Source organism: Pseudomonas lactis (assembly GCF_001439845.1).
GTDB lineage: Bacteria > Pseudomonadota > Gammaproteobacteria > Pseudomonadales > Pseudomonadaceae > Aquipseudomonas > Aquipseudomonas lactis.
On sequence record NZ_JYLO01000011.1, the window covers coordinates 252,218 to 276,255 of the forward strand.

21 protein-coding genes are annotated in these 24,038 nt (G+C 61.2%); 11 read left to right on the top strand and 10 right to left on the bottom strand.

Translation table 11 applies throughout. The features are described 5' to 3' along the window. Nucleotides 1-133: 133 nt before the first annotated feature. The 3 genes from TX24_RS20700 to TX24_RS20710 all read right to left on the bottom strand — a co-directional run bounded on the left by TX24_RS20700 (nt 134) and on the right by TX24_RS20710 (nt 2,582). A complete protein-coding gene (locus TX24_RS20700; protein WP_003188844.1) occupies nt 134-508 on the bottom strand; it encodes a hypothetical protein in 375 nt (124 codons plus the stop codon). A 7-nt stretch (nt 509-515) separates the two neighbouring features. Beyond that, on the bottom strand, nt 516-944 hold the full coding sequence (locus tag TX24_RS20705) for a DNA polymerase III subunit chi (RefSeq protein WP_014717072.1): 429 nt from the start codon (nt 942-944) through the stop codon (nt 516-518). A gap of 147 nt (nt 945-1,091) precedes the next feature. Then, the gene (locus TX24_RS20710; protein WP_057710991.1) at nt 1,092-2,582 is read right to left on the bottom strand and encodes a leucyl aminopeptidase; all 1,491 of its coding nucleotides are present in this window, start codon (nt 2,580-2,582) and stop codon (nt 1,092-1,094) included. Between the two features lie 284 nt (nt 2,583-2,866). Here TX24_RS20710 and lptF point away from each other — a divergent pair, with 284 nt between their 5' ends. The 10 genes from lptF to tadA all read left to right on the top strand — a co-directional run bounded on the left by lptF (nt 2,867) and on the right by tadA (nt 13,435). Then, nucleotides 2,867-3,985: an LPS export ABC transporter permease LptF gene (gene lptF / locus TX24_RS20715; protein ID WP_003188848.1), complete on the top strand. Its 1,119-nt coding sequence runs from the start codon at nt 2,867-2,869 to the stop codon at nt 3,983-3,985. Further along, the gene (gene lptG / locus TX24_RS20720) at nt 3,978-5,057 is read left to right on the top strand and encodes an LPS export ABC transporter permease LptG (RefSeq protein ID WP_003188851.1); all 1,080 of its coding nucleotides are present in this window, start codon (nt 3,978-3,980) and stop codon (nt 5,055-5,057) included. The genes lptF and lptG overlap by 8 nt, the downstream gene beginning before the upstream one ends. A gap of 255 nt (nt 5,058-5,312) precedes the next feature. Beyond that, nucleotides 5,313-7,112, top strand: coding sequence for a translation elongation factor 4 (lepA, locus tag TX24_RS20725; protein ID WP_003188853.1), 1,800 nt, complete (start codon nt 5,313-5,315; stop codon nt 7,110-7,112). Between the two features lie 5 nt (nt 7,113-7,117). Then, nucleotides 7,118-7,972, top strand: coding sequence for a signal peptidase I (gene lepB, locus TX24_RS20730; protein WP_003188855.1), 855 nt, complete (start codon nt 7,118-7,120; stop codon nt 7,970-7,972). A gap of 144 nt (nt 7,973-8,116) precedes the next feature. After that, nucleotides 8,117-8,806, top strand: a complete 690-nt coding sequence (rnc, locus tag TX24_RS20735; RefSeq protein ID WP_003188856.1) for a ribonuclease III — start codon at nt 8,117-8,119, stop codon at nt 8,804-8,806. After that, nucleotides 8,799-9,701, top strand: a complete 903-nt coding sequence (gene era, locus TX24_RS20740) for a GTPase Era (RefSeq protein ID WP_003188857.1) — start codon at nt 8,799-8,801, stop codon at nt 9,699-9,701. Before rnc ends, era begins: the two co-directional genes overlap by 8 nt. 154 nt (nt 9,702-9,855) lie before the next feature. Next, the gene (recO, locus tag TX24_RS20745) at nt 9,856-10,542 is read left to right on the top strand and encodes a DNA repair protein RecO (protein ID WP_003188859.1); all 687 of its coding nucleotides are present in this window, start codon (nt 9,856-9,858) and stop codon (nt 10,540-10,542) included. A 51-nt stretch (nt 10,543-10,593) separates the two neighbouring features. Continuing rightward, nucleotides 10,594-11,337, top strand: a complete 744-nt coding sequence (pdxJ, locus tag TX24_RS20750) for a pyridoxine 5'-phosphate synthase (RefSeq protein ID WP_003188860.1) — start codon at nt 10,594-10,596, stop codon at nt 11,335-11,337. A gap of 224 nt (nt 11,338-11,561) precedes the next feature. Then, nucleotides 11,562-12,944 carry a multicopper oxidase family protein gene (locus TX24_RS20755; protein ID WP_003188861.1) on the top strand — a complete coding sequence of 461 codons (1,383 nt, stop codon included), beginning with the start codon at nt 11,562-11,564 and terminating at the stop codon, nt 12,942-12,944. Next, complete coding sequence (gene tadA, locus TX24_RS20760) at nt 12,944-13,435, top strand: tRNA adenosine(34) deaminase TadA (protein WP_003188863.1); 492 nt, start codon at nt 12,944-12,946, stop codon at nt 13,433-13,435. Before TX24_RS20755 ends, tadA begins: the two co-directional genes overlap by 1 nt. Nucleotides 13,436-13,552: 117 nt before the next feature. Here the strand turns inward: tadA and cmoB are convergent, their stop codons facing one another. From cmoB to lon, 5 genes are all read right to left on the bottom strand, one after another. Beyond that, nucleotides 13,553-14,509 carry a tRNA 5-methoxyuridine(34)/uridine 5-oxyacetic acid(34) synthase CmoB gene (gene cmoB / locus TX24_RS20765; protein WP_057710992.1) on the bottom strand — a complete coding sequence of 319 codons (957 nt, stop codon included), beginning with the start codon at nt 14,507-14,509 and terminating at the stop codon, nt 13,553-13,555. Continuing rightward, complete coding sequence (gene cmoA / locus TX24_RS20770) at nt 14,506-15,249, bottom strand: carboxy-S-adenosyl-L-methionine synthase CmoA (RefSeq protein ID WP_057710993.1); 744 nt, start codon at nt 15,247-15,249, stop codon at nt 14,506-14,508. The genes cmoB and cmoA overlap by 4 nt, the downstream gene beginning before the upstream one ends. A gap of 36 nt (nt 15,250-15,285) precedes the next feature. After that, nucleotides 15,286-15,942 carry a lysoplasmalogenase gene (locus TX24_RS20775; RefSeq protein ID WP_057710994.1) on the bottom strand — a complete coding sequence of 219 codons (657 nt, stop codon included), beginning with the start codon at nt 15,940-15,942 and terminating at the stop codon, nt 15,286-15,288. A 1-nt stretch (nt 15,943) separates the two neighbouring features. Next, entirely contained in the window at nt 15,944-16,333 is a 390-nt protein-coding gene (locus tag TX24_RS20780; protein ID WP_003188871.1) for a protease inhibitor I42 family protein, read from the bottom strand. Between the two features lie 199 nt (nt 16,334-16,532). Next, nucleotides 16,533-18,953: an endopeptidase La gene (gene lon / locus TX24_RS20785; RefSeq protein ID WP_003188872.1), complete on the bottom strand. Its 2,421-nt coding sequence runs from the start codon at nt 18,951-18,953 to the stop codon at nt 16,533-16,535. A 332-nt stretch (nt 18,954-19,285) separates the two neighbouring features. On the opposite strand from lon, the gene TX24_RS20790 reads away from it, so the two are divergent. Further along, entirely contained in the window at nt 19,286-21,622 is a 2,337-nt protein-coding gene (locus tag TX24_RS20790; RefSeq protein WP_034134817.1) for a putative bifunctional diguanylate cyclase/phosphodiesterase, read from the top strand. On the opposite strand, the gene TX24_RS20795 is transcribed toward TX24_RS20790, so the two are convergent. Further along, the gene (locus TX24_RS20795; RefSeq protein ID WP_003188875.1) at nt 21,619-23,025 is read right to left on the bottom strand and encodes a pyridoxal phosphate-dependent decarboxylase family protein; all 1,407 of its coding nucleotides are present in this window, start codon (nt 23,023-23,025) and stop codon (nt 21,619-21,621) included. The genes TX24_RS20790 and TX24_RS20795 overlap by 4 nt on opposite strands. Nucleotides 23,026-23,059: 34 nt before the next feature. Then, on the bottom strand, nt 23,060-23,905 hold the full coding sequence (locus tag TX24_RS20800; protein ID WP_003188876.1) for a 2OG-Fe(II) oxygenase: 846 nt from the start codon (nt 23,903-23,905) through the stop codon (nt 23,060-23,062). Nucleotides 23,906-24,038 lie beyond the last annotated feature (133 nt).

Sequence of the window (24,038 nt, forward strand, 5' to 3'; positions counted from 1 at the left end):
ACGGTTTAAGACCGATGCAGAATTAATGTGGGAGCTGGCTTGCCTGCGATGGCGGTGTCTCAGTCAGCATCTTCGGCGACTGATGCGCCGCCATCGCAGGCAAGCCAGCTCCCACAAGGATGGGGGGGGACTTTCAGTTCTGGTATTGGCTGAGCAACCGCTCCATCCGCGCATCCATCCGACGCTTGATCTCGGCTTCGATATGCGGCGCAAAGTCGTCGATCACATCCTGCATGATCAATTGCGCGGCGGCGCGCAGTTCGTTGTCCAGGTGCAGCAGCAGGGCATCGGGGGCTTTTTCGGCGGCTGGGGCGGGTTCAGCAACCACAGGTGCCGGCGCGGCAGGCTTGCCGCCGACCATGTCGAACAGCAGCGGGATCTGTACCTCGCCATCGGCCGTCTCGGTCAGCAGCGGCGGTTGCAGGTTGTCATCACCCAGCAACTGACGGATCGACTCCAGGTCATCCAGCAGGTGGTCGTCTTTTTTCAGCGGGTTTGGAGTGTCCATCATGTACTCAAAGTCGTTGTAGCCGGTGATCTTGCAGAGGATAGCCCTGTTCACGGTAGAAACGGAAACTCTCCCGCGCGGCCTGACGAATAGCCGGGTCTTCGACCACCACTTCCGCCACACGGGCGAACGCTTGGGCAAAGGCCGGTACTTTCAGGTCGAGGTTGACCAGCAAGTCATGGTGATCGCCGCAGTTGTCTCCCAAGCCCAGCACAACTAGGCTTTCAGGTTCGGATTCGGCGTGGCCGTGGGGCACGAAGCTTTCGCCCTTGAAGCGCCACAGACGGGCATCAAGTTCGTCACGTTGGGCGGCATCGCTGCAGTGCAGGTAGATGCGATGGCCCATACGCCAGGCTTTTTCGGTGAGTTTGCAGGCAAAGTCCAGGCGCGCGAGGGGATCGGCGCTGGGCAATATATAGAAGTCGACTTGGGGCATTGGAAATCCTGGGGCTGGCCTGATTACCCCCTGTAGGAGCGAGCTTGCTCGCGAAAAACCAGATGACACCGCGTTCATCCAGAATGAACGCGTTATCAAAGGCGATCTTCGCGAGCAAGCTCGCTCCTACAGAAGGGCCGGGGCCGCTTAAGCTTTGGCGCGATCCAGCAGGTATTGAGTCAACAGGGGCACCGGACGGCCAGTGGCGCCCTTGTCCTTGCCGCCGCTGGTCCAGGCGGTGCCGGCGATGTCCAGGTGAGCCCAGTTGAAGTTCTTGGCAAAGCGCGACAGGAAGCAGGCCGCCGTGATGGTGCCGGCTTTAGGGCCACCGATGTTGGCGATGTCGGCGAACGGGCTGTCGAGCTGTTCCTGGTACTCATCGAACAGCGGCAGTTGCCAGGCGCGGTCGGCGGCGGCCTTGCCGGCGCTGAGCAGTTGCTCGATCAGTTCGTCGTTGTTGCCCAGCAGGCCTGAGGTGTGGGAGCCCAGGGCCACGATGCAGGCACCGGTCAGAGTGGCGATGTCGATCACGGCCTGGGGCTTGAAGCGCTCGGCGTAGGTCAGTGCGTCGCACAGCACCAGGCGGCCTTCGGCGTCGGTGTTGAGGATCTCCACAGTCTGGCCGCTCATGGTGGTGACGATATCGCCTGGGCGAGCCGCGCCGCCGCTCGGCATATTCTCGGCACAGGCCAAAATGCACACCAGGTTGATCGGCAGCTTGAGCTCAAGCACCGCACGCAGGGTGCCGAACACGCTGGCGGCGCCGCCCATGTCGTACTTCATCTCGTCCATGCCGGCACCCGGCTTGAGGCTGATGCCGCCGGTGTCGAAGGTGATGCCTTTACCTACCAGGGCGTAAGGTTTCTCGGACTTCTTGCCGCCGTTGTATTGCATCACGATCAGGCGTGGCGGCTGGTCGCTGCCCTGGCCCACGGCATAGAACGAGCCCATGCCCAGGTCCTTGATTTTCTTCTCGTCCAGCACTTCAACCTTCAAGCCCTTGAACTCTTTGCCCAGTGCCTTGGCCTGTTCGCCCAGGAATGTCGGGTGGCAGATGTTCGGCGGCAGGTTGCCCAGGTCGCGAGTGAACGACATGCCGTTAGCGATGGCCTGGGCGTGGGTGACGGCGCGCTGGACTTCAGCCTGGGCAGCCTTGATGGTCAGCAGGGTGATTTTCTTCAGGGCGCGGGGTTCGGCTTTCTGGCTCTTGAACTGGTCGAAAATATAGCCGCCGTCCACCAGCGACTCGGCCAGCAGGCGGGTCTTGCCGTAGCTGTCGCGGCCCTTGACCACGATTTCATCGAGTGCCAGCACCGCATCGCTGCCGCCCAGGCCCTTGAGGGTGGTGAGGATGCCGCTGACGATCTTGCGAAACGGACGGTCGCCCAGTTCGGCATCCTTGCCCACGCCCACCAGCAAAACGCGCTCGGCCTTAAGGTTGGGCAGGCTCTGCAGCAGCAGGCTCTGGCCGACTTTGCCGGCCAGGTCGCCGCGCTTGAGCACGGCGCTGATAGCGCCGCCGCTCAGTTCATCCAGTTGCTTGGCGGCGACGCCGAGTGTGCGGCCTTCGCCGACAGCGACCACGAGGGTGGCGGTTTTCAACGTTTCGGGGCTAACGCTTTTTACAACCAATTCCATTTTCGGGTCCCTTATCAAGGTCTGTGAGCCGGGAGCTTGTACTCCGGCTTTAAAGCTCGGCAGCGTTGTAAACCGCCAGCGACAAAGGCCGCAGTTTGAACCTCGCCAGCGGAGCCTGACAACCCTTGGCGCACGCTTTGTGCGTGCGCATGAGTAAGCTCCGTGACAGGCGCGGTCAATCACAGGATAATGCGCCATCTTTTTAGCCGGCCCGTGGTAAACGGGTCGACTCGGTATGCTTGCTTGTTTGGCCGCCTTAGCCTGACAACCCTGGAGTGTCTGGTTTGATTGTCTTCCGTTATCTGTCCCGCGAAGTCCTGTTGACCCTGAGTGCCGTGAGTGCGGTGTTGCTGGTCATCATCATGAGTGGTCGTTTCGTCAAGTTCCTGGCCCAAGCCGCCGCTGGCGCCCTGGATCCGGGCTCACTGTTCCTGATCATGGGCTACCGGATGCCCGGCATGCTCCAGTTGATCCTGCCGCTGGGACTGTTCCTCGGCATATTGCTGGCCTATGGCCGGCTGTACCTGGAAAGTGAGATGACTGTGCTGTCGGCCACCGGCATGAGCCAGCAGCGCCTGCTGGCCATGACCATGGTGCCTGCCGCCGGTGTTGCCCTGGTGGTGGCCTGGTTGAGCATGAGCCTGGCGCCCCAGGGGGCCATGCAATTCCAGTTGCTGCTGAACAAGCAGGATGCGATGACTGAGTTCGACACCCTTGAACCCGGTCGCTTCCAGGCGCTCAGCGACGGCTCGCGAGTGACCTACACCGAAACCATGACTGACGACCGCTCCAACCTGGGCGGCGTGTTCATTTCCCAGAAGAACCTCGGCCAGAACCAGAAAGACCGTGGCATTACCATTCTGGTGGCCGACAGCGGACGCCAGGAAATCCGCCCCGATGGCAACCGCTACCTGATCCTGGAAAACGGCTACCGCTACGACGGCAGCCCTGGCCTGGCGGACTATCGCGCCATCAAGTACGACACCTATGGCGTCATGCTGCCCAAGGCCGAGATCAGTGACGAGGTGACCGACCGCGACGCGCTGCCCACCTCATCGCTCTTCGGCAGCCCGGAATTGCGCTCCATCGCCGAGCTGCAATGGCGCCTTTCCCTGCCGTTGCTGGTATTTATCGTGACCCTGATGGCCGTGCCGCTGTCGCGCGTCAACCCGCGCCAGGGGCGCTTCCTCAAGTTGCTGCCGGCGATCCTGCTGTACATGGCCTACCTGACCATCCTGATTTCCGCCCGTGGTTCCCTAGAGAAGGGCAAGTTGCCGCCGGCCCTGGGCCTGTGGTGGGTACACGGGGTTTTCCTGATGATCGGCCTGGGGCTGCTCTATTGGGAACCTATCCGTTTGAAAATGAAGAGCCGTCGTGGCCTGAAGGAGTTGGCTCGTGGCTAAGCTTGATCGCTACATCGGCATTAGCGTACTGATCGCCATCCTGGCGGTATTGGGCATCATTCTCGGCCTGGCCTTGCTGTTCGCCTTCATTGATGAAGTGGGCAACGTCACCGATACCTACACGGTCACGGACGTGCTGAGCTACGTGGCACTGACCGCGCCGCGTCGCCTCTACGACATGATGCCAATGGCCGCGCTGATTGGCTGCCTGATCGGCCTGGGCACCCTGGCCAGCAACAGCGAACTGACCATCATGCGCGCCGCCGGGGTTTCCATAGGCCGTATCGTCTGGGCGGTCATGAAGCCGATGCTGCTGCTGATGGCGTGCAGCGTGCTGATCGGTGAATACGTCGCGCCACCGGCCGAAGCCACCGCCCAGGCCAATCGCGCCCTGGCCCAGGGTTCGGGCGATGCGCAAAGCGCCAAGCACGGCCTGTGGCACCGCCAGGGTGATGAGTTCATCCACATCAACGCCGTGCAGCCGGGTGGCCTGTTGATCGGGGTAACCCGCTACACCTTCGACAAAGAACGGCACATGTTGTCGTCCAGCTTCGCCAAGCGCGCGCAGTACAGTGGCGAACAATGGCAACTGAGCGACGTCACCACCACGCACTTCCGTAACGTGGGCCAGGGCACCCAGTCCAGCACCGAAGTGGTCAATGTGCCGACTGAGCAGTGGGATATCGCCCTGAAGCCGGAATTGCTCAACACCGTGGTGATGGTGCCGGAAGCGCTGCCTATCTCCGGTTTATGGAGCTATATCCACTATCTCAAGGAGCAGGGTTTGAACAATGGCCGCTACTGGCTGGCGTTCTGGGTGAAAGTCTTGCAACCGGTGGTTACCGCTGCGTTGGTGTTGATGGCGATCTCCTTCATTTTCGGGCCGTTGCGTTCCGTGACCCTGGGCCAGCGGGTATTTACCGGTGTGCTGGTGGGTTTCACCTTCCGCATCGCCCAGGACTTGCTGGGGCCGTCGAGCCTGGTATTCGGTTTTTCGCCGCTGTTTGCGGTACTGGTGCCAACAGCTATTTGTGCTGTGGCCGGGTTCTGGCTGCTGCGTCGGGCCGGTTGAAGCCGCTTGCATAATGCCCCTCCCTGTAGGAGCGAGCTTGCTCGCGAAAATCTACGAAACGCCGCGTTTATCCAGGATAAGCGCGTTATCGTTGGCGATTTTCGCGAGCAAGCTCGCTCCTACAGTAATAAGCCCCGTGGAAACGGGGCTTTTTTGTATTGGTCAGCAAAGATGACGTCTGGCCTGAGCATCAGGTACAATTCCCGGCTATTTTTCAGCGGGCAATCTGCCTGCAGCCTTTTTGAGTGTTGATCCGTGAGTGATTTGAGTCATATCCGCAATTTCTCCATCATCGCCCACATTGACCATGGCAAGTCGACGCTGGCCGATCGATTTATCCAGATGTGCGGCGGCCTTGCCGAGCGTGAAATGGAAGCCCAGGTACTGGATTCCATGGACCTCGAACGCGAGCGCGGGATCACCATCAAGGCCCACAGCGTCACGCTGTACTACAAGGCCAAAGACGGCATCACTTACCAACTGAACTTCATTGACACCCCAGGCCACGTTGACTTCACCTACGAAGTCAGCCGTTCGCTGGCGGCCTGTGAAGGTGCGTTGCTGGTGGTCGATGCCGGCCAGGGCGTCGAGGCGCAGTCGGTTGCCAACTGCTACACCGCGATCGAGCAGGGCCTGGAAGTCATGCCCGTGCTCAACAAGATCGACCTGCCCCAGGCCGAGCCTGAGCGCGTCAAGGAAGAGATCGAGAAGATCATCGGCATCGACGCTACCGACGCCGTCACCTGCAGCGCCAAGACCGGCCTGGGTGTCGACGAAGTGCTCGAACGCCTGGTGCACACCATTCCCGCGCCGACCGGCAACTACGAAGATCCGCTGCAAGCGTTGATCATCGACTCCTGGTTCGACAACTACCTGGGCGTTGTTTCCCTGGTACGCGTGCGCCATGGCCGTGTGAAGAAGGGCGACAAGATCCTGGTCAAGTCCACCGGCAAGATCCACCTGGTGGACAGCGTCGGTGTATTCAACCCCAAGCACACTGCCACCGTTGATCTGAAAGCCGGTGAAGTAGGCTTCATCATCGCCGGTATCAAGGACATTCACGGTGCGCCAGTGGGTGATACCCTGACCCTGAGCTCCACGCCAGACGTCGACGTGCTGCCCGGCTTCAAGCGCATCCAGCCACAGGTCTACGCCGGCCTGTTCCCGGTCAGCTCCGATGACTTCGAAGATTTCCGCGAAGCCCTGCAAAAACTGACCCTCAACGACTCGTCGTTGCAGTACACCCCGGAAAGCTCCGACGCTCTGGGCTTCGGTTTCCGTTGCGGGTTCCTGGGCATGCTGCACATGGAGATCATCCAGGAGCGCCTTGAGCGCGAATACGACCTGGACCTGATCACCACCGCACCCACCGTTATTTTCGAGTTGCTGCTCAAAACCGGTGAAACGATTTACGTCGACAACCCCTCCAAGCTCCCGGACCTGTCGGCCATTGAAGACATGCGCGAGCCGATCGTGCGGGCCAATATCCTGGTACCGCAGGAACACTTGGGCAACGTCATTACCCTGTGCATCGAAAAGCGTGGCGTGCAGCGCGACATGCTGTTTCTCGGTACCCAGGTACAAGTGACCTACGATATGCCGATGAACGAAGTGGTCCTGGACTTCTTCGACCGTCTCAAGTCCACCAGTCGCGGCTATGCTTCGCTGGACTACCATTTCGATCGTTACCAATCGGCTAATCTGGTGAAACTGGATGTGCTGATCAACGGCGACAAGGTAGATGCCTTGGCACTGATCGTGCACAAGGACAACGCGCACTACAAAGGTCGCCAACTGACCGAGAAGATGAAAGAACTGATTCCGCGCCAGATGTTCGACGTCGCGATCCAGGCCGCCATTGGCGGGCAGATCATTGCACGGACCTCCGTCAAGGCTCTCAGAAAGAACGTACTGGCCAAATGCTACGGCGGTGACGTAAGCCGTAAGCGCAAGCTGCTTGAGAAGCAAAAGGCCGGTAAAAAACGCATGAAGCAAGTAGGCAACGTGGAAGTTCCACAAGAAGCCTTCCTTGCGGTGCTCAGGTTGGATAGTTAGGTCCTATGTCACTAAATTTCCCGCTGTTGCTGGTCATTGCCGTTGCCGTCTGTGGTCTCCTGGCGTTGCTCGATCTGGTGTTCTTCGCCCCGCGACGTCGGGCGGCCATCGCTTCCTATCAGGGTAGCGTCAGCCAGCCCGATGCGGTGGTGGTCGAAAAGCTGAACAAAGAGCCCTTGCTGGTTGAGTACGGCAAGTCGTTCTTTCCGGTGTTGTTCATCGTGCTGGTGCTGCGCTCGTTTCTGGTAGAGCCGTTCCAGATCCCTTCGGGGTCGATGAAACCGACCCTGGACGTGGGCGACTTCATCCTGGTGAACAAGTTTTCCTACGGCATTCGTCTGCCGGTGATCGACAAGAAAGTCATCCCCGTGGGTGACCCGCAGCGCGGCGATGTGATGGTGTTCCGCTACCCAAGCGACCCGAACGTCAACTACATCAAGCGTGTGGTCGGCCTGCCGGGCGACGTGGTGCGCTACACCAGTGACAAGCGCCTGTTCATCAACGGTGAGTCGGTGGCCGAGAAGCTGCTGGGCGCCGAGCCGAACACCCTGGGCAGCGCCGAGCTGTACCAGGAAAAACTCGGCGCGGTGGAGCACCAAATCCGCAAGGAAATGAGCCGCTACCGTGCGATGCCGGATGGCCAGTGGAAAGTGCCTGCCGGGCACTACTTCATGATGGGCGACAACCGCGACAACTCCAACGACAGCCGCTACTGGGATGACCCCAACATTCCCAAAGACCTGCTGGGCATGGTGCCCGACGAGAACATTGTCGGCAAAGCCTTCGCGGTCTGGATGAGTTGGCCGGAACCCAAGCTCAGCCACCTGCCGAACTTCTCGCGGGTCGGGCTGATCAAGTAATACAAGCGGCGCTGTGAACACAGCGCCGAATGCTTTTCTGGGGCTTGGACATTTTCCGATGCCCGGTACCCATCAGGATTTGAATTTGAACACTGCGTCAATCGTCGATGGCCGCCGGTGCCATCAACTAGATATGGATAAACCGTGACCGTTTCTCTAAGTCGTCTCGAGCGTCAGCTCGGCTACACCTTCAAGGACCAGGAATTGATGGTCCTTGCCCTCACACACCGCAGCTTTGCAGGGCGCAATAACGAGCGCCTGGAATTCCTCGGTGACGCTATCCTCAATTTCGCCGCCGGCGAGGCGCTGTTCGAGCGTTTCCCCCAAGCGCGAGAAGGCCAGCTTTCACGCCTGCGCGCACGCCTTGTAAAAGGCGAGACCCTGGCCGTGCTGGCCCGAGGCTTCGGCCTGGGCGAGTACCTGCGGCTGGGTTCCGGCGAGTTGAAAAGCGGCGGTTTCCGTCGCGAGTCAATCCTGGCTGATGCCCTGGAAGCCTTGATCGGTGCGATCTACCTTGATGCAGGCATGGAGACGGCCAAGGAGCGCGTGGTCGCCTGGCTGGCCTCGGAAATCGAAAGCCTGACGCTGGTCGATACCAACAAGGATCCCAAGACCCGCCTGCAAGAGTACTTGCAGTCCCGCGGTTGCGAACTGCCACGCTACGAAGTGGTGGATATCCAGGGCGAGCCCCATTGCCGGGTGTTCTTCGTGGAATGTGAAATCACCTTATTGAACGAAAAAAGCCGAGGTCAGGGTGTGAGCCGTCGTATTGCCGAACAGGTAGCGGCCGCTGCAGCACTGATTGCCCTGGGCGTGGAGAATGGCCATGACTGATTCAACCGCAACACGCTGTGGCTATGTTGCCATCGTCGGCCGCCCGAACGTGGGCAAGTCCACGCTGCTCAACCACATTCTCGGCCAGAAGCTCGCGATCACCTCGCGCAAGCCCCAGACCACCCGCCACAACATGCTGGGCATCAAGACCGAAGGCCACGTGCAAGCGGTGTATGTCGATACCCCAGGTATGCACAAAGGTGGCGAGAAAGCCCTGAACCGCTACATGAACAAGACCGCCTCGGCCGCGTTGAAAGACGTCGACGTGGTGATCTTTGTAGTCGACCGCACCAAGTGGACCGACGAAGACCAGATGGTCCTCGAGCGTGTGCAATACGTGACCGGCCCGTTGATCGTCGCGCTGAACAAGACCGACCGTATCGAAGACAAAGCCGAGCTGATGCCACACCTGAGCTGGCTGCAGGAGCAACTGCCGAACGCCCAGATCATCCCGATCTCGGCCCAGCACGGTCATAACCTGGAAGCCCTGGAGCGCGTGATCGCCGAGCACCTGCCGGAGAACGAGCACTTCTTCCCGGAAGACCAGATCACCGACCGCAGCAGCCGCTTCCTTGCCGCCGAACTGGTCCGCGAGAAAATCATGCGCCAGATGGGCGCCGAGCTGCCGTACCAGATCACCGTCGAAATCGAAGAGTTCAAGCAGCAGGGCAAGACCTTGCATATCCATGCGCTGATCCTCGTCGAACGTGACGGCCAGAAGAAAATCATCATTGGCGACAAGGGCGAGCGTATCAAGCGTATCGGTACCGAAGCGCGCAAGGACATGGAGCTGCTGTTCGACTCCAAGATCATGCTCAACCTGTGGGTGAAGGTTAAGGGTGGCTGGTCCGATGATGAGCGTGCGTTGCGCTCCCTGGGCTATGGCGACCTGTAACGGGTCTCGAACACACTGCAAAACCTTGTGGGAGCGGGCTTGCCCGCGATGAGGATGTAACATTCAGCAGAGATGTTGACTGTGACGCCGCCATCGCGGGCAAGCCCGCTCCCACATTGGATCGACGCTGTTTCACGTTCTGCGAGAGAGCCTCATGTCCGCCTCCCCCCCCAGCCAACCCGCCTACGTCCTGCACAGCCGCGCCTACCGCGAAACCAGCGCGCTGGTGGACTTCCTCACGCCCCAAGGCCGCCTGCGCGCCGTCTTGCGCAGCGCGCGCGGTAAGGCGGGCACGTTGGCGCGGCCGTTCGTGGCGCTGGACGTGGAGTTTCGCGGCAAGGGCGAGCTGAAAAACGTCGGCCGCCTGGAAAGCGTCGGCACCTCGGCCTGGCTGAATGGCGATGCGCTGTTCAGCGGCCTTTACCTCAATGAACTGCTGATTCGCCTGTTGCCCGCCGAAGACCCGCACCCCGCGGTCTTCGATCACTACGCTGCCACCTTGCTTGCCCTCGCTGAGGGCCGCCCCCTGGAACCGCTGCTACGCGCCTTCGAATGGCGCTTGCTCGACGACCTTGGCTACGGCTTCGAACTGGCCAACGACCTGCACGGCGAGCCCATCGCCGCCGATGGCATGTATCGCCTGCAGGTCGATGCCGGGCTTGAACGTGTGTACCTGCTGCAGCCCGGCCTGTTTCAGGGCACCGAACTGCTGGCCATGAGCGAAGCCGACTGGCACGCTCCCGGTGCGCTGTCTGCTGCCAAGCGCCTGATGCGCCAGGCCCTGGCCGTGCATCTGGGCGGGCGGCCACTGGTCAGTCGCGAGTTGTTTCGAAAGCCCTGACATCCCCGTGTATGCTGTGCACCGATTCTTTCCCTTTTCAGGAGCGCTTCCGTGACCACCAGCAATCGCATTCTTCTTGGCGTCAACATCGACCACGTCGCCACCCTGCGCCAGGCCCGGGGCACCCGTTACCCTGACCCGGTCAAGGCCGCGCTGGACGCCGAAGAAGCGGGTGCCGACGGCATCACCGTGCACCTGCGCGAAGACCGCCGCCACATCCAGGAGCGCGACGTGCTGCTGCTCAAGGACGTGCTGCAAACCCGCATGAACTTCGAAATGGGCGTCACTGAAGAAATGATGGCGTTCGCCGAGCGCATCCGCCCGGCGCATATCTGCCTGGTACCGGAAACCCGCCAGGAGTTGACCACCGAAGGCGGCCTCGACGTCGCGGGCCAGGAAGCGCGGATCAAGGCCGCGGTGGAGCGCCTGTCGCGGATCGGCAGTGAAGTCTCGCTGTTTATCGACGCCGACGAACGCCAGATCGAAGCCTCCCGCCGTGTGGGTGCGCCGGCCATCGAACTGCACACCGGTCGCTACGCCGATGCCACCACGCCGACCGAAGTGGCCGACGAACTGCAACGCATCATCGACGGCGTGAACTGCGGGCTCAACGAAGGCTTGATCGTCAATGCCGGCCATGGCTTGCATTACCACAACGTCGAGGCCGTGGCCGCAATCAAAGGTATCAACGAGCTGAACATCGGCCATGCCCTGGTGGCCCACGCGTTGTTCGTCGGTTTCAAAGGCGCGGTGGCCGAGATGAAAGCCCTGATCCTGGCCGCTGCCAAACATTAATAAACAATGAAGATCAATGTGGGAGCTGGCTTGCCTGCGATAGCGGAGTGTCAGTTGACGCATTCGTAGCAGGCCCACCGCGATCGCAGGCAAGCCAGCTCCCACAGGATGAGCCGTCGTGTTTTTGGCATGCGGCAATGCGAAGCCTTACTGTTTAGCCGACGCAGGTGTATCGTATCAGCCCTTTGCGGGCCCTTGGCCTGCGGCAGATACGCGAGGTTGTTGTGTCCCGATCCTTTTCCCGTCGACAAATCCTGGGTGGTCTTGCTGGCCTGGCCGTAGTAGGCGTCGGTGCCGGCGGTGGCTACCGCTACTGGCTGGGGAAAGTCGCTGAGTCCGAGGCCGGGCACGATTACGAGTTGATCGCCGCGCCCCTGGACGTAGAGTTGGTGCCGGGGCACAAGACTCAGGCCTGGGCGTTCGGCCCTTCGGCGCCAGGCACCGAGTTGCGGGTGCGCCAGGGCGAATGGCTGCGGGTGCGCTTTATCAATCATCTGCCAGTCGCCACTACGATCCACTGGCACGGCATCCGCCTGCCGCTGGAAATGGACGGCGTGCCCTACGTCTCGCAATTACCGGTGCTGCCTGGCGAATACTTCGACTACAAATTCCGCGTGCCCGATGCCGGCAGTTACTGGTATCACCCCCATGTCAGCAGCAGCGAAGAACTCGGCCGTGGCCTGGTCGGCCCGTTGATCGTGGAAGAGCGCGAACCCACCGGCTTCAAGTACGAACGCACCTTGAGCCTGAAGAACTGGCACATCGACGAAGAGGGCGAGTTTGTCGAATTCAGCATCCCCCGTGAAGCAGCGCGTGGCGGCACGGCCGGGCGCCTCTCCACCATCAACGGCGTGCCCCAGGCGGTGATCGAGCTGCCGGCTGGGCAAATCACCCGCGTGCGCCTGCTCAACCTCGATAACACCCTGACTTATCGTCTCAATATTCCTGGCGTCGAAGCGCAGATCTACGCCCTGGACGGCAACCCCATCGAGCCGCGCCCGCTGGGCAAGGAATATTGGCTGGGCCCGGGCATGCGCATTTGCCTGGCGATCAAGGCGCCGCCGGCGGGCGAAGAGCTGTCGCTGCGCAACGGCCCGGTGCGCCTTGGCACCTTCCGCTCGGTCGCCAATACCGACGCGCCTACCGCATGGCCGCCGGCATTGCCGGCCAACCCGGTTGCCGAGCCAGACTTGGCCAATGCCGAGAAGCTCAACTTTAATTTCGAATGGGTCGGCTCGGTGTCGGTCAATGTCGAAAACGGCAAGCCGCCGAGCCTGTGGCAGATCAACGGCCAGGCCTGGGACATCACCGACAAGACCTGCGCCGACCGCCCGATTGCCAAGCTGGAAAAGGGCAAGAGCTACATTTTCGAATTGAAGAACATGACCCAGTACCAGCACCCGATCCACCTGCACGGCATGAGCTTCAAGGTGCTCGCGTCCAACCGCCACAAGGTGATCCCGTATTTCACCGACACCTACCTGCTGGGCAAGAACGAACGCGCCCGCGTGGCCTTGGTGGCGGATAACCCCGGGGTGTGGATGTTCCATTGCCATGTGATCGACCACATGGAAACCGGCCTGATGGCCGCCATCGAGGTGGCGTGATGCGCCAGATTCGCCCCGCCGCGATTATCGACCGCAGCCGCGACCAGGACTTTATGCGCGAAGCCCTGGCGCTCGCCGCTCAAGGCGCTGCATTGGGCGAAGTGCCGGTGGGTGCCGTGCTGGTGCAGGACGGTGAAATCATCGGCCGCGGGTTCAACTGCCCCATCAGCGGCAACGACCCCAGCGCCCATGCCGAAATGGTCGCGATCCGCGCCGCTGCGCAAGCGATCAGCAACTATCGGCTGGTGGGCAGCACGCTGTACGTGACGCTGGAACCGTGCAGCATGTGCGCGGGTTTGATCGTGCATTCGCGGATTGCGCGGGTGGTGTATGGCGCGCTGGAGCCGAAGGCGGGCATCGTGCAAAGCCAGGGGCAGTTTTTTACCCAGGGTTTTCTTAACCATCGGGTGTTGTTTGAAGGCGGGGTATTGGCCGAGGAGTGTGGGGCTGTCTTGAGCGAGTTCTTCAAAGCCCGACGAGCTAAACCGTGATGATCGTTCCCACGCTCTGCGTGGGAACGCAGCACAGGACGCTCTGCGTCCCAAAGCGTGACGCTGAGCGTCACAAGAGGCATTCCCACGCAGAGCGTGGGAACGATCATAGTGGTTTCATTTGCGAGCGATGATCACCGCCCGCATCGGCGCCGGCAGCCCTTCAATGGTCTTGCTGTGATCCTCAGGATCCAGAAAATCACTCAGCGACTGATACTTCATCCACTGCGTCCCACGCTGTTCCTCAACCGTGGTCACGCTCACATCCACGCACCGCACATCACTGAAACCGGCGCGGCGCAGCCATAGCATCAACGCCGGCACCGACGGCAGGAACCACACGTTGCGCATCTGGGCGTAACGGTCTTCCGGCACCAGCACTTGCTGTTGATCGCCCTCCACCACCAATGTTTCCAACACCAGCTCGCCGCCCTTGACCAGGGTGTCTTTCAACGCCAGCAAATGCTCGATGGGCGAGCGGCGGTGGTAGAACACGCCCATGGAAAATACGGTGTCAAAGCCTTCCAGGTTCGCCGGCAAGTCTTCGAACGGGAACGGCAGGTGCCAGGCCTTGGGCTCGGACAAGTAGCGCTGCACTGCCTGGAACTGGCAGAAGAACAGCCAGTTGGGGTCCACGCCAATCACGCTGTCGGCCCCGGCGCCGAGCATGCGCCACATGTAGTAGCCGTTGCCGCAACCCACGTCGAGGATGCGCTTGCCTTGGAGGTTCAGGTGCGGCGCGACCCGCGACCACTTCCAGTCCGAACGCCACTCGGTGTCCACATGCACGCCGAACAGATGGAACGGGCCTTTGCGCCAGGGGCTCAGGCCCATCAAGGCGGTGTGCATTTGCTCACGGGTGGCGTCGTCGCAATCGGTGTCCAGCACCAGGCCGTTGAGCAGGTCGACTTCACTGGGCTGGATCTTCGGCAGTGCATCCAACGCACTCTGCCAGCGCTCCAGGTCGCCGTGGCCTTTTTCCATCTTGCTATCGAGCTGCGCTTGCAGGCCCTGGGCCCAGACGGCCAGGGGGGTGCCGACCAAGTGGCGGGCGAGGGGGGACAAATCAATCATGGCAAGGCAATCAACGAGGCAAAGTTAAGACACTGGAACCACGGCACGACTTTCGAGAACCCGGCCGCCAGCAGGCGTTCGCGGTGTTCTTCGAGGCTGTCGGGCTTCATGACGTTTTCGATGGCGCTGCGCTTCTGGGCGATTTCCAGTTCGCTGTAGCCGTTGGCGCGTTTGAAGGCGATATGCAGGTCGGTCAGCAGCGCGTGCTCTTCAACATCGTTAAAGCGCAGCTTTTCCGAGAGGATCAACGCCCCGCCCGGCAGCAGCGCCTGGCGAATGCGCCCCAGCAACGCCAGGCGCTCCTTTGGGGCGATAAATTGCAGGGTGAAGTTCAGGGCCACCACCGAGGCGGGCTTGAATTGCAGGGCGAGGATATCGCCCTCGATCACCTCCACGGGCAGCAACTCCTGGAACATCGAGTCCTGGCCATTGAGGTATTCGCGGCAGCGCTCGACCATCGCGGCGGAGTTATCCACGGCGATCACCCGGCAACCCTCGGTGCGTACATGGCGACGCAGGGCTTGGGTCACGGCGCCCAGGGAAGAGCCCAGGTCATACAGCACGCTACCCGGTTGGGCAAATTGCGCGGCCAGCACGCCGAGGTTTTCGACGATAGTGGGGTAACCCGGCACCGAGCGCTTGATCATGTCCGGGAACACCCGCACCACATCCTCGTTAAAGGCGAAGTCCGGCACCTGGGGCAGGGGCTGGGCGAATAGGCGATCGGGTTCTTTGCTCACGGCTGTTCCGGCGACGATGGGGGAAAGGCCGGCATTTTAGCCAAGTTGGTCCTCGGATGCGCGGGTTGTCTGATGGAAAGCCGAGGCGGTGATGCCCCACTGCCCGAGCCAGTAGGTGGCGATCAGTAAATACGGCGCCGCCTCGAACGCCAGCACAAACCGGTTGATGCCGATCAGCGCGTCGGAAACCACAAACGACAGCGCACCCCCTGCTGCCAGCCACGCCGAACGTTTGGGCACCTCGCTGCCCAGTCGCGCCAACGCCCGCCAGAGCATGGCGCTGATCACCAGTGCGTAAACCACCACCGGTATCAACAGCTCACCGAGGCCGTGGGCTATCAAGATGCTCAGCAAGATTGCGCCAACGCCGAGGGCCAGCACCAGCGGCAGCAGCGCCAAGCGCCGACAGTCACTGAAATAGGCTTTGAGATAGGCCAGATGTGCGAACAGAAACGCGCCCAGGCCAAAGATAAACAGGTCGCCTGGCCAGGCGAGCAACACGTCGCCCACCACGGAAAAAATCAAGCCCAGGCTGATCCAGCGTCGATACTCGGTGGGCGGCGCGTCATGCAGCCAACCCAGCAGCGCCAGCACCGGCAGCGGCTTGACCAGCAGGCACAGCAGCGTTGCATGGGTCGCCAGGCCGTAGACAAAGGTGCCGGCGCCCATCAAGGCAAGGATCAGCCATGGCATATCAGTTCACCGTAATGGCGCAGTCAAAGGTTTCGACAGGTTCGGCCTCCGGCTCCCAAGGTTGCTGGGATGTCAGGCGCAAACGCCCTTGCCCTGGGGCAAACGCCTGGAAGCGCCAGGTCGACTGGCCGCCACCGCCAATCACGCCGGATTCGGTGCTGCTGTAGACCTCAGGGCTCAAGGCGCGCAACACGCCGCCAGCGGAATCCTGGATGGCCCAGCGATAGCCGGTGGTGGGATTGCTGGGCAGGGTGAGGATCAGGTTTTGCCCGTTTTCAAGCTGGAGCGGGCAGGCGCTCTGGTTGTCCACGCTGACGTTTTGCTTGGGGGCACTGGCGCATCCGGCCAGCAGGGCAAGGCTCAAGGGGAGAAACAGGCGGGCAGCGGTCATGAAGGCTCCGTTAATACACGACGAAGGGGGAGCATAACCGAAGATGAGACAAGGTGTGACAAGAGGGCATGCGGTGTGGCGGCTGGCGCCATCGCGGGCAAGCCCGCTCCCACACTTGACCGCGTTGTCATTAACAACACCGATCCCTGTGGGAGCCGGGCTTGCCCGCGATAGGGCCAGTCCAGGCGCTAGAGATCTATCAGAAGAGCACCTTCGCCACATCCGCAAACCGTTTGGCAAAGTGCACCGTCATGCCTTCCTTCAAATAATCCGGCAACTCCTCAAAGCTGCCACGGTTGGGCTCCGGCAAGATCAACTCGTGAATCTTCTGGCGCCGCGCCGCAATCACCTTCTCGCGCACCCCGCCAATCGGCAGTACATGCCCGGTCAAGGTCAGTTCGCCGGTCATCGCCACGCCTTTTTTCGGCGGTTGGTTGCGGGCCAGGGACAGCAACGCACTGGCCATGGTCACGCCAGCACTCGGGCCGTCTTTGGGGGTGGCGCCTTCCGGTACGTGCAAGTGGACGAAGGCTTCATCGAAGAACTTCGCATCGCCGCCAAACGACTTAAGGTTTGAACTGATGTAGCTGTAGGCGATTTCGGCGGACTCTTTCATCACTTCACCCAACTGCCCGGTGAGCTTGAAGCCGCGGTTGAGCGTGTGGATGCGCGTCGCTTCAATCGGCAAGGTGGCGCCGCCCATGCTGGTCCAGGCCAGGCCGGTAATCACGCCGGTGCCGGACAGCACTTGTTCATTACGGAACACGGGCATGCCCAGGGAGCTTTCCAGGTCCTTGTTGCCGATCTTGATCACCGAGTCCGGTTCATCCAGCAGCTTGACCACCGCCTTGCGCACCAGCTTGCCCAGTTGCTTCTCCAACTGACGCACGCCGGCCTCTCGCGCATAACCGTCGATCAACGCGCGCAAGGCACCATCACTGATGGTCAGGCTGTTTTTGGCCACGCCGGCTTTTTCCAACTGCTTGGGCCACAGGTGGCGCTTGGCGATGGCGACTTTTTCTTCGGTGATATAGCCCGACAGGCGAATCACTTCCATGCGGTCCAGCAACGGGCCCGGGATCGAGTCCAGGGTGTTGGCGGTGCACACGAACAGCACTTTGGACAGGTCCAGGCGCAGGTCCAGGTAGTGGTCGAGGAATTCGACGTTCTGTTCCGGGTCCAGGGTTTCCAGCAGCGCCGACGCCGGGTCGCCCTGGAAGCTCTGGCCCATCTTATCGATCTCGTCGAGCATGATCACCGGGTTCATCACTTCCACGTCTTTCAACGCCTGCACCAGCTTGCCGGGCAGGGCGCCGATGTAGGTGCGCCGGTGGCCCTTGATCTCGGCCTCGTCGCGCATGCCGCCGACACTGAAGCGATAGAACGGCCGCCCCAGGGATTCGGCGATGGACTTGCCCACACTGGTCTTGCCCACGCCCGGCGGGCCCACCAGCAACACGATGGAACCGGCGACTTCGCCCTTGTAGGCGCCCACGGCGAGGAATTCGAGGATGCGGCTCTTGATGTCATCCAGGCCCGCATGGTGCTTGTCGAGCACTTTGCGCGCGTGCTTGAGGTCGAGTTTGTCTGCGCCGTACACGCCCCACGGCACCGAGGTGGCCCAGTCCAGGTAGTTGCGCGTGACGGCGTATTCCGGCGAACCGGTTTCCAGGATCGACAGTTTGTTCAGCTCTTCATCGATGCGCTTCTGTGCCTGGGCCGGCAACACCTTGCCTTGCAGGCGTTGTTCGAACTGCTCGACGTCGGCGCTGCGATCGTCCTTGGTCAGGCCCAGCTCCTGCTGGATGACCTTGAGTTGTTCCTTGAGGAAGAACTCACGCTGGTGCTCGCCGATCTTGCGGTTCACTTCGGCGGAGAGTTCTTTTTGCAGGCGCGCGACTTCTACCTCTTTGCGCAGCATCGGCAGCACTTTTTCCATGCGCTTGAGCATGGGCACGCAGTCCAGCACTTCCTGCAGCTCATTACCGGTCGCCGAGGTGAGGGCGGCGGCGAAGTCGGTAAGCGGCGACGGGTCGTTGGGGCTGAAGCGGTTGAGGTAGTTCTTCAACTCTTCGCTGTACAGCGGGTTGAGGGGCAGCAGTTCCTTGATCGCATTGATCAGCGCCATGCCGTAGGCCTTGACCTCATCGGTCGGCTCGCTGGGCTGGTGCGGGTATTCAACCTCCACCAGGTACGGTGGGCGGTGGTGCTTGAGCCAGGTCTTGATGCGCACGCGGGTCAGGCCCTGAGCCACGAACTGCAGCTTGCCGTTCTCGCGGCTGGCGTGGTGCACCTTCACCAGGGTGCCGTACAGCGGCAGGGCGGAGGTGTCGAAGTGCCGTGGGTCATCGGGCGGCGTGTCCATGAAAAACAGCGCAAGGGAATGGTGGTCGGATTTGCTCACCAGCTCCAGGGTTTCGGCCCAGGGTTCTTCATTGACGATCACCGGCAACACTTGGGCCGGGAAAAACGGCCGGTTGTGGATCGGGATGATGTAAACCTTGTCCGGCAGGTTTTGCCCAGGCAAGGCCAGGCCAGTATTGGACGAGGGGGCTTCAGCGTTTTCGGGGTCGGCGTAATCGTTGAGGTCGTAATCTGGAAATTCTTGCTGGTCGCTCATGGGGCACCTGCATCAGTAAGTATGCAGGTTAGATGGGGCGGGGTTGCGGTGGTTTCAATGGGGCGGCGTCGTTAGCAACAATTTGCATGAAATAACGGGAGAGGCGCGGTCAATGTGCTTTATGCCTCTGCTTTTCGAACTGATCGTCAATAATGTGACAGCGAAGCCCAGCTTTTATTGGGTTTACTTATCTCCAGTCCCAGCTAACCTGCTTTAATAAAATTCCCCATAAAAAAGGATGTTTTTTTGACGCCGGTTAGCAGTCGGCAGGGACGCGTATGACACCAGGAAAGCACGGCCAAGAGCGACGAGCACGGCCCGAGGGCGCGGCCATGCACTGGCGCCACACGTTTCAGACCCGTATTGCCGGGGTGTTGGCGCTGTTGCTGCTGGTGGTCGTGGCCGCCACCTATTTTGCCGTGAAGGCCGCCACCACTCGCGCGGTGGAGAACCAGGCCGACGTGCAGCTGAACACGGGGCGGCAGGTGTTCGAGCGCCTGCTGGACCTGCGCGGGCGGCGCTTGCAGTACGGGTTGGACTGGCTCACCGCCGATGGGCCGTTCAAGCAGGCGGTGGCCGGTGGCCGCACGGTGCCGATCCTGGACGCGCTGGGCACCCATGGTACCGGGGTCAGTTCCAGCGAAGTGGTGGTGCTGGGCCTGGATGACCGGGTCATGGTCAGTACTCTGCTGGTGCAGACGCGCGGCCAGTTGTTCCCGTATGCCGATGCCTTGCGCAAGGCGCGGCGCAGTGGCCAGCAAATGTTGATCGTCGCCATGGCCGGGCGCCCCTATCTGCTGGTGCAAAAGGATGTGCTCGGGCCTGTGCCCATCGCCCGCGTGGTCATGGGTTTCCCCATGGACACGCAATTTGCCCACGAGCTGCGTTCCATGAGCAACCTGGAGGTGTCGTTCCTCAGTGTGCAGGACGGCCATCTCGGTCAGCTGTTCACCACCCACCCTGGCAATTGGCGCCCAAGCATCATCAGCCTCTTGCATGGCACGCAGGTCGATCCTGAGGCGAAGATCCAGCTGTTCCATGGCCAGCGTGTGCTCAGCCAGGTGTTGCCCTTGGCCAATAGCGGCGAGGGCGATGAAGTGCGCGTGTTGCTGCAAAGCCCGCTGGACCATGCGCTGGAATCCTTCGCGCCGCTGGACCGGCAGTTCATGGGGATTGCCCTGGCGGTGCTGCTGGTCTCGCTGGCGGTGGCGTTATTCCTGGCGCGGCGAGTGTCACGCCCGCTCAATGCGCTGGTGCAAGCCGCTGAACGCATCGGGGCCGGTGACTACCGCACCCCGGTGCGGGTGCGCAGCCACGACGAGTTCGGCCTGCTGGCGCGTGCGTTCAATGCCATGCAAAGCGGCATCGCCCTGCGTGAGCGACAGTTGGCTCACAATGCCTTGCATGACCCGCTCACCGGCCTGCCCAACCGCGCCCTGGCCATGGAGCGCCTGGGCAGTGCGATCAGCGCACGGCGGTCGGTGGTATTGCTGTACGTAGGCATTGAAAACTACCGGGTCATCAACGAAGGGTTTGGCCCCGAAGGGGTCGAGCATATGTTGTGCGAGGCCAGCCGCTGCTTGTCCAGCAGCCTGTTGGCCAGCGACACTGCGGCGCGCATCGCCGGCAGTGAGTTTCTGTTGTTGTTGGAAAACACCGAGATCGACTCTGCCGTGGCCCGCGCCGACCAGTTGCATGGGGCGTTGACCGAACCCCTGCGCATCGGCAATGACGAAGTGCGCCATGAGGTGAGCATCGGCATCGCCGCGTACCCTGCTGACGGGCAGCAGGTGGAAGAATTGATCAACCGCGCGGCCATCGCCCGGCACGACGCGGCCAACCTGCCGGGGCATTTGCAGATCTACCAACCGGACCGCGACCTCGCCCACCAACGCCAGATCACCCTGATCCGCGATTTGCGCCGCGCCGTGATCGAAGGCGAGTTGTTCCTGTGCTACCAGCCCAAGCTTGACCTGCGCCGCGGGCACGTGAGCCAGGCTGAAGCCTTGTTGCGCTGGCAACACCCGACGCTGGGGCAAGTGTCCCCCGCAGAGTTCATTCCCCTGGCCGAACGCACCGGCAGCATGGGCGCGCTAACGCTATGGGTGATCGAGGAAGCCATCCGCCAGATTGCCGAATGGGCGCAGCGTGGGCTGGTTATCCAGCTGTCGGTGAATATCTCCGTGAACGACTTGGCGGATGATGACTTGGCGATTCGCGTCACTGCGCTATTGGCCCAATACCACGTGGGCGCCGAGCATTTGATTTTCGAGATTACCGAGAGCGCCATCATGCACAACCCGCAGCAGGCCCTCAGCGTGCTGGAGCAACTGCGCAATTGCGGGATCAGCCTGTCGGTGGATGATTTCGGCACCGGTTACTCCTCCCTCGCACAGTTGCAGCGCCTGCCGGTGCAAGAGCTGAAGATCGACCAGTCCTTTATACGCAACCTCGACAGCACCAGCGGCGACGGCGTGATCGTGCGTTCCACCATAGAAATGAGCCATAGCCTGGGGCTCAAGGTGGTGGCCGAGGGCGTGGAGTTCGAACACAGCCTCACCCTGCTCAAACGCTGGAACTGCGACACCGCCCAGGGCTACCTGATCAGCCGGCCGCTCAATGCCATGGCGTTCGAGCGGTGGATGCGGCGTGAACGGGTGCCTACTTAGACCAGTGTCTGCAGTCGCGCCCACAACCTTTGGACATGCTGGCGTTCGGTGCCCAGCGCGCCGATGGATACCCGCACCATCCAGCGCTCATCGAGGAGGGCGGGGGTGACGTAGGCATCGCCTGACTGGTTGAGTTTTTCTGCCCAGGCTCGGGTGTGAGTATCCAGGGCCTGGCCTGCCAACCCCGGCGGTTCATGGCGAATGCAAAGGGTTTGCAAGGCGGGCGTGGCCACCAGTGTCCAGTGCTCAGTGGCTTCAATCTGCTCTGCCAGCCAGCGCGCATTGGCCAGGTCTCGCCGCAGCCGCGCTTGCAGGCCGCTGACACCTTGCTCGCGTATCAGGAACCACAACTTCAAGGCGCGAAAACGGCTGCCCAGGGAAATCCGCCAGTCACGGTAGTTTCGCACTTGGCCGTCTGCGCTGGACTGCAGGTAGCTCGGGTTGGTGGTCATGATGCGAATCAAATGCTCGGGGTCACGTACAAAGTACACCGAGCAATCGAAGGCCGCGCCCAGCCATTTGTGCGGGTTGAGCACCAGCGAGTCAGCCTTTTCGATGCCATCCCACAGGGCCCGGCATTCCGGCAGGATCATTGCCGCGCCAGCCATGGCCGAGTCCACGTGCAGCCACAGGCCGTGGCGTTGGGTGAGGTCGCCAATCGCATCCAGAGGGTCGATCGCCATGGCAGCCGTGGTGCCGGTGGTGGCAATCACCACGCAGGGTGTGTTGCCAGCGGCTAGGTCCTGTTCGATGGCCTGCGCCAGTGCCTGGGGCGACATTGCATTGTGTGCATCGGTGGCGATGGTGCGGATATGGTTCTGGCCGAACCCGGCCAGGATCGCCGCCTTGTTGACCGAGCTATGGGCGTGGGCTGAGGTGTAGACGATCAGGGGCGCGCCGCTGTTTTGCAGGCCGTTGTGCATCAGCGCGTAATCGGAGCTGCGTTCCCGGGCGCTGATAAGCGCCACCAGCGTGGAGGTGGACGCCGAGTCCTGGATCACACCGCTCCATGAGCTGCCCAGGCCGAGCATGTCGCGCAGCCAATCGGTGGTGACTTCCTCGATTTCGGTGAGGGCCGGGCTGGATTGCCAGGACAACCCAATCACACCCAGGCCGGTGCTCAGGCAATCGCCGAGCACTGAGGACAGTTCCACATTGGAAGGGAAGAACCCGAAGAAACTGGGATGCTGCCAATGCAGCAAGCCGGGCATGATCAGTTTTTCGACGTCGCCCATGATTTGTTCGAAGGGTTCGGCGGTGTCAGGCGGGCTGGCCGGCAGGGCGGCTTTGATCTCGCCAGGTTGGGTGGTGGGCTGCACGCCGCGTTGTTCGATGTTCTGTCGGTAATCTGCAATCAGGTCGATCATGGCATAGCCATGTTGGCGGAATTCTTCGGGGGTCATAGATAAACGTCCATGTGCACGAGCAGTAAAAGTATTAGCACCAGAAGTAAAACGGTTCACCGGGTGTATAGCCGATAAACGACTGCATGCTGACGCGTTTTCCCGAATCGAACCCGCAGATGGCGTGGGGGCGGCGGGTATTGATCAGCACCAGTTCGTTCTGGCGTGGGCGGATGCGCAGCGGTTTTTGTAAGCACTGTTCGGGCAGTTGGGCACCCTCGAAGCGCTGGACTTGGTCATAGCTAAAGGCTTGGGTATCCCAAATGATTAACTCGCCTCCCGCAGGCGGCGTTTGAAGATAGATATTGGCGCTGAATTGATGCTGCAACTCAGCGATTGAGCGGGGCAGGCAATCCACATGGGGCACCGTTTCCGAGAGGTGCGCCGTCTCCGGGAACATGACGCGTATGATCCCGCAAAACATTGGTTGGCCCTGGAACGCAGCGGCTGTTGCACCTTGCGGCCAGAGCGCCTGGAACTGTTCCATCAGCTGTTGAATGGGCGGCTTTTGCGGCGCACAGAGGCTGTCGATAAGGCCGCGCATACGGGCGGCGTCTGCATAATATTTTTCTTGGGCATCACTGCCGGCGGCCTTGCCGTACGTGGAGTTGAACGGGGTGCCCCAGCGATGCACACCATAGAAGTGCTGAACCACGCGCCCCTCTTCGTAGGTTTCATGGCCGTAGTGTTCCAGGGTGGCGGTGCCGTCGATAGCCTGAATCAACCGTGCGCTGGTGTTCGCGCTGGCAAATTCAGGTACTCGAATGGCGAGCACTTCACCACTGATGAGTTTTTTCAAACTGGCAGTGTTGAGGTGTTCAAGTTCCAGGATTTTTGTGGGTGTGGAAAGAGTCGGTTTTGTCGCGACATGGTCCGTCATGCAGTGAAGCTCCCTTTAAAGCTTTATCCGTACGCCTTTTGTATTACGCAGGGCGTGCGCACTAAATTAGCTTTAAAGGGCAGAGGGGAAACCGCGGGGGCATTTTCGGCAGGCAAAAAAAAGCGGCTGCCCA

Excerpts from the sequence above, each read along its gene's own strand:
- TX24_RS20700 (WP_003188844.1), bottom strand. The coding sequence starts at position 508 with ATGGACACTCCAAACCCGCTGAAAAAAGACGACCACCTGCTGGATGAC.
- TX24_RS20705 (WP_014717072.1), bottom strand. The coding sequence starts at position 944 with ATGCCCCAAGTCGACTTCTATATATTGCCCAGCGCCGATCCCCTCGCG.
- TX24_RS20710 (WP_057710991.1), bottom strand. The coding sequence starts at position 2,582 with ATGGAATTGGTTGTAAAAAGCGTTAGCCCCGAAACGTTGAAAACCGCC.
- lepB (WP_003188855.1), top strand. The coding sequence starts at position 7,118 with ATGTCACTAAATTTCCCGCTGTTGCTGGTCATTGCCGTTGCCGTCTGT.
- era (WP_003188857.1), top strand. The coding sequence starts at position 8,799 with ATGACTGATTCAACCGCAACACGCTGTGGCTATGTTGCCATCGTCGGC.
- recO (WP_003188859.1), top strand. The coding sequence starts at position 9,856 with ATGTCCGCCTCCCCCCCCAGCCAACCCGCCTACGTCCTGCACAGCCGC.
- tadA (WP_003188863.1), top strand. The coding sequence starts at position 12,944 with ATGCGCCAGATTCGCCCCGCCGCGATTATCGACCGCAGCCGCGACCAG.
- cmoB (WP_057710992.1), bottom strand. The coding sequence starts at position 14,509 with ATGATTGATTTGTCCCCCCTCGCCCGCCACTTGGTCGGCACCCCCCTG.
- TX24_RS20775 (WP_057710994.1), bottom strand. The coding sequence starts at position 15,942 with ATGCCATGGCTGATCCTTGCCTTGATGGGCGCCGGCACCTTTGTCTAC.
- TX24_RS20780 (WP_003188871.1), bottom strand. The coding sequence starts at position 16,333 with ATGACCGCTGCCCGCCTGTTTCTCCCCTTGAGCCTTGCCCTGCTGGCC.
- lon (WP_003188872.1), bottom strand. The coding sequence starts at position 18,953 with ATGAGCGACCAGCAAGAATTTCCAGATTACGACCTCAACGATTACGCC.
- TX24_RS20790 (WP_034134817.1), top strand. The coding sequence starts at position 19,286 with ATGCACTGGCGCCACACGTTTCAGACCCGTATTGCCGGGGTGTTGGCG.
- TX24_RS20795 (WP_003188875.1), bottom strand. The coding sequence starts at position 23,025 with ATGACCCCCGAAGAATTCCGCCAACATGGCTATGCCATGATCGACCTG.
- TX24_RS20800 (WP_003188876.1), bottom strand. The coding sequence starts at position 23,905 with ATGACGGACCATGTCGCGACAAAACCGACTCTTTCCACACCCACAAAA.